1 protein-coding gene, 2 tRNA genes and 2 rRNA genes are annotated in these 5,412 nt (G+C 46.0%); all 5 read left to right on the forward strand.

The features are described from left to right. Window positions 1-205 (forward strand): hypothetical protein (locus AABB81_RS16030; RefSeq protein ID WP_342161589.1); only part of this gene is annotated, 205 nt, incomplete at its 5' end. 9 nt (window positions 206-214) lie between these two features. Further along, window positions 215-1,741: ribosomal RNA gene (locus AABB81_RS16035) — 16S ribosomal RNA — on the forward strand. 98 nt (window positions 1,742-1,839) lie between these two features. Then, window positions 1,840-1,913 (forward strand) — tRNA-Ile (locus tag AABB81_RS16040). Between the two features lie 112 nt (window positions 1,914-2,025). Then, window positions 2,026-2,099 (forward strand) — tRNA-Ala (locus AABB81_RS16045). Between the two features lie 368 nt (window positions 2,100-2,467). Next, window positions 2,468-5,353: ribosomal RNA gene (locus tag AABB81_RS16050) — 23S ribosomal RNA — on the forward strand. The 16S and 23S rRNA genes sit together here with 2 tRNA genes alongside, the layout of an rRNA operon. The last annotated feature ends 59 nt before the right edge of the window (window positions 5,354-5,412 follow it).

A 5,412-nucleotide genomic window follows, 5' to 3' on the forward strand; every position in this document is an offset into this window, starting at 1 on the left:
GGTTTTAGTTTTGCACCCGCTTTTAGAGGGTAGCAATATGCGGAGGGAGAAGAGCGAGAAAAGGATTAAGAGAAGTTCATTGAAAATATTGAAGATTGACAGCGTAACAAAGAGAGTAAAATTATTTGTTTTAGGTTTTCGAGAGATTGAGAATCTATTCCGAGTCATATTTTTTGAGAGGCTTAACATCGTACAAGAAATTTAAGAATTTTATACGATGGAGAGTTTGATCCTGGCTCAGGATGAACGCTAGCGGCAGGCTTAACACATGCAAGTCGAGGGGTAGCAGGATTTAGTTTACTAGATTGCTGACGACCGGCGCACGGGTGAGTAACGCGTATACAATTTACCTTTTACTGGAGGATAGCCCAGAGAAATTTGGATTAATACTCCATAGTATTATTTGGTCACCTGATCGAGTAATTAAAGTTCCGGCGGTAAAAGATGAGTATGCGTCCTATTAGCTAGATGGTAAGGTAACGGCTTACCATGGCGACGATAGGTAGGGGTCCTGAGAGGGAGATCCCCCACACTGGTACTGAGACACGGACCAGACTCCTACGGGAGGCAGCAGTGAGGAATATTGGGCAATGGAGGCAACTCTGACCCAGCCATGCCGCGTGCAGGAAGACTGCCCTATGGGTTGTAAACTGCTTTTATACAGGAAGAAACTTATCCACGTGTGGGTAATTGACGGTACTGTAAGAATAAGGACCGGCTAACTCCGTGCCAGCAGCCGCGGTAATACGGAGGGTCCAAGCGTTATCCGGAATCATTGGGTTTAAAGGGTCCGTAGGCGGGCAATTAAGTCAGAGGTGAAATCCCACAGCTCAACTGTGGAACTGCCTTTGATACTGGTTGTCTTGAGTTACAGTGAAGTAGATAGAATATGTAGTGTAGCGGTGAAATGCATAGATATTACATAGAATACCGATTGCGAAGGCAGTCTACTAACTGTATACTGACGCTAATGGACGAAAGCGTGGGGAGCGAACAGGATTAGATACCCTGGTAGTCCACGCCGTAAACGATGGTCACTAGTTGTTGGGGTCTTGTACCTCAGTGATTAAGAGAAATTGATAAGTGACCCACCTGGGGAGTACGATCGCAAGATTGAAACTCAAAGGAATTGACGGGGGCCCGCACAAGCGGTGGAGCATGTGGTTTAATTCGATGATACGCGAGGAACCTTACCAGGGCTTAAATGTAAGTTGCATGATCTAGAGATAGGTCTTTCTTCGGACTACTTACAAGGTGCTGCATGGTTGTCGTCAGCTCGTGCCGTGAGGTGTCAGGTTAAGTCCTATAACGAGCGCAACCCCTACCGTTAGTTGCCAGCATGTTATGATGGGGACTCTAGCGGGACTGCCGGTGCAAACCGAGAGGAAGGTGGGGATGACGTCAAATCATCACGGCCCTTACGTCCTGGGCTACACACGTGCTACAATGGTAACGACAGAGGGCAGCCACCCCGCGAGGGGGAGCGAATCCTTAAACGTTATCTCAGTTCGGATCGGAGTCTGCAACTCGACTCCGTGAAGCTGGAATCGCTAGTAATCGGATATCAGCCATGATCCGGTGAATACGTTCCCGGGCCTTGTACACACCGCCCGTCAAGCCATGGAAGCTGGGGGTGCCTGAAGTCGGTGACCGCAAGGAGCTGCCTAGGGTAAAACTAGTAACTGGGGCTAAGTCGTAACAAGGTAGCCGTACCGGAAGGTGCGGCTGGAACACCTCCTTTCTAGAGAAAGAGATGTTATGTTAATTGAAAAATGGTTTTTACTCTTTTTGTTGTCAATCTTTATAATATATAATATACTACTATATAGGCTATAATACAGTCTCGTAGCTCAGCTGGTTAGAGCGCTACACTGATAATGTAGAGGTCGGCAGTTCGAGTCTGCCCGAGACTACTTTTTAGTTCTGGGTAGGTATATTAAGATTAAGGAAATTTTAGAAGTTGAGAATTTCAAATAAATATTCTGAATATAATTTTGGGATTTGGAACTTGGAATTTTCCCTTATGGGGGATTAGCTCAGCTGGCTAGAGCGCCTGCCTTGCACGCAGGAGGTCATCGGTTCGACTCCGATATTCTCCACAGATAAAGCCTAAAAAAGGTGATATCGAGAGAAGAGTAATTTACAAAGCTTGCTTTATTAAATTACTTGATTGAGATATCTTTTTAGGGTTTTCAAAATTGAAGTTTGAGGATCAGCGAAGCTACTCCGATAACTAGAAATTTTGGTAAGACATTTGATTTTAGATTTATAAATACTTTGAAATTGTATTTGTAGGGAGATCAAAAATGTTCATTGACATATTGGGATAATGATATCGTAAATAAATCAGATTGATAACTATTTATAGTTATTAATTCTAAGTTATAAAACAAAACAATAAAGAGTTCATGATAATAAAGGCAATATTGATTTATCAGTATTGTTTTATGTTATCGCAAAAAGTACAATAAGCTAAAGTAAGGGCGCATGGCGGATGCCTAGGCTCTCAGAGGCGATGAAGGACGTGATAAGCTGCGAAAAGCTGCGGGGATTGGCACATATGATTTGATCCGCAGATATCCGAATGGGGCAACCCGGCTACGTGAAGCGTAGTCACCTCGCAAGAGGAGCAAACCCGGTGAACTGAAACATCTAAGTAACCGGAGGAAGAGAAAACAAAAGTGATTCCGTAAGTAGCGGCGAGCGAACGCGGATTAGCCCAAACCAGTGTTGTTACGGCAATACTGGGGTTGTAGGACCACGATATTCAATGCTGATTAAATTAGAACTGTTTGGAAAGACAGACCATAGAGGGTGATAGTCCCGTACAAGTAAGAGAAGTTATTGATAGTGGTATCCTGAGTAGTGCGGGGCACGTGAAACCCTGTATGAATCTAGCGGGACCATCCGCTAAGGCTAAATACTCCTGAGAGACCGATAGTGAACTAGTACCGTGAGGGAAAGGTGAAAAGAACCCTAAGTAAGGGAGTGAAACAGAACCTGAAACCGTGCGCTTACAAGCGGTAGGAGCCATGCTTGCATGGTGACTGCGTGCCTTTTGCATAATGAGCCTACGAGTTACTTTATCTAGCAAGGTTAAGTGATTAAGTCATGGAGCCGTAGCGAAAGCGAGTCTGAATAGGGCGATTTAGTTAGATGTAGTAGACGCGAAACCGAGTGATCTACCCATGGGCAGGTTGAAGCTGTGGTAACACACAGTGGAGGACCGAACCAGTTGACGTTGAAAAGTCTTTGGATGACCTGTGGGTAGGGGTGAAAGGCCAATCAAACTCGGAAATAGCTCGTACTCCCCGAAATGCATTTAGGTGCAGCGTTGTGCTAAGTTTTATAGAGGTAGAGCTACTGATTGGATGCGGGGGCTTCACCGCCTACCAATTCCTGACAAACTCCGAATGCTATAAAATGATACACAGCAGTGAGGGCATGGGTGCTAAGGTCCATGTCCGAGAGGGAAAGAACCCAGACCATCAGCTAAGGTCCCCAAATATATACTAAGTTGAACTAACGAGGTTTGATTGCATTGACAGCTAGGATGTTGGCTTGGAAGCAGCCATTCATTTAAAGAGTGCGTAACAGCTCACTAGTCGAGCGATCGAGCATGGATAATAATCGGGCATAAGTATATTACCGAAGCTATGGATTTACAACATTAGTTGTAAGTGGTAGGGGAGCATTGTAATCAGCGTAGAAGGTGTACTGCGAGGTATGCTGGAGTGATTACAAAAGAAAATGTAGGCATAAGTAACGATAATGCGGGTGAGAAACCCGCACACCGAAAGACTAAGGTTTCCTCAGCGATGCTAATCAGCTGAGGGTTAGTCGGGACCTAAGGCGAACCCGAAAGGGGTAGTCGATGGACAACGGGTTAATATTCCCGTACTACTTATTATTGTGATGGGGTGACGAAGTAATGAACCCACTGCGTACTGACGGAATAGTACGTTGAACCAAGTAGGTATAGGATGTGTAGTTAAATGCGCACGTCTTGCTGAATTGGGATAGTACCACGAAGCTTCGGTGGAGTGGATAATGTGGCTAAGGGCTTCCAAGAAAAACCTCTAAACTTCAGATAATAAGTACCCGTACCCTAAACCGACACAGGTAGTTGGGATGAGAATTCTAAGGTGCTCGAGAGATTCATGGCTAAGGAACTAGGCAAAATAGACTCGTAACTTCGGGAGAAGAGTCGCCCCCTCTTTATTGAGGGGGCCGCAGTGAAAAGATCCAGGCGACTGTTTATCAAAAACATAGGGCTTTGCAAAATTGAAAGATGACGTATAAGGCCTGACACCTGCCCGGTGCTGGAAGGTTAAGTGGAGATGTTAGCTTCGGCGAAGCATTGAAATGAAGCCCCAGTAAACGGCGGCCGTAACTATAACGGTCCTAAGGTAGCGAAATTCCTTGTCGGGTAAGTTCCGACCTGCACGAATGGTGCAACGATCTGGATACTGTCTCAGCCATGAGCTCGGTGAAATTGAAGTATCGGTGAAGATGCCGATTACCCGCTATGGGACGAAAAGACCCCGTGAACCTTTACTATAGCTTAGTATTGACTTTGGATAAGTAATGTGTAGGATAGGTGGGAGACTTCGAAGCAGCGTCGCTAGGCGTTGTGGAGTCGCCGTTGAAATACCACCCTTTGCTTATTTGAAGCCTAACTCCCTATGGGAGGACAGTGCTTGGTGGGTAGTTTGACTGGGGTGGTCGCCTCCAAAAGAGTAACGGAGGCTTCTAAAGGTACCCTCAGCACGCTTGGTAACCGTGCGTAGAGTGCAATGGCATAAGGGTGCTTGACTGAGAGACATACACGTCGATCAGGTTGGAAACAAGAGCATAGTGATCCGGTGGTTCCGCATGGAAGGGCCATCGCTCAAAGGATAAAAGGTACTCCGGGGATAACAGGCTGATCTCCCCCAAGAGCTCATATCGACGGGGGGGTTTGGCACCTCGATGTCGGCTCGTCACATCCTGGGGCTGGAGAAGGTCCCAAGGGTTGGGCTGTTCGCCCATTAAAGTGGCACGCGAGCTGGGTTCAGAACGTCGTGAGACAGTTCGGTCTCTATCTATAGTGGGCGTTAGAAATTTGAGTGGATCTGATTCTAGTACGAGAGGACCGAATTGGACTGACCTCTAGTGTATCAGTTGTCTCGCCAGGGGCACTGCTGAGTAGCTACGTCGGGAAGGGATAAGCGCTGAAAGCATATAAGCGCGAAACCCACCACAAGATGAGATTTCTTTTAAGGGTCGTGGAAGACTACCACGTTGATAGGCTATAGGTGTAAAGGCAGTAATGTCATAGCCAAGTAGTACTAATAACCCATATAGCTTATGTAAGTTCGCTCCCTTCGGGGAGCGGCGGAACTTTTTTTTGTAATGTGATAATATCATTAT

Source organism: Lutimonas vermicola, from assembly GCF_038433205.1.
Classification (GTDB): Bacteria; Bacteroidota; Bacteroidia; order Flavobacteriales; family Flavobacteriaceae; genus Lutimonas; species Lutimonas vermicola.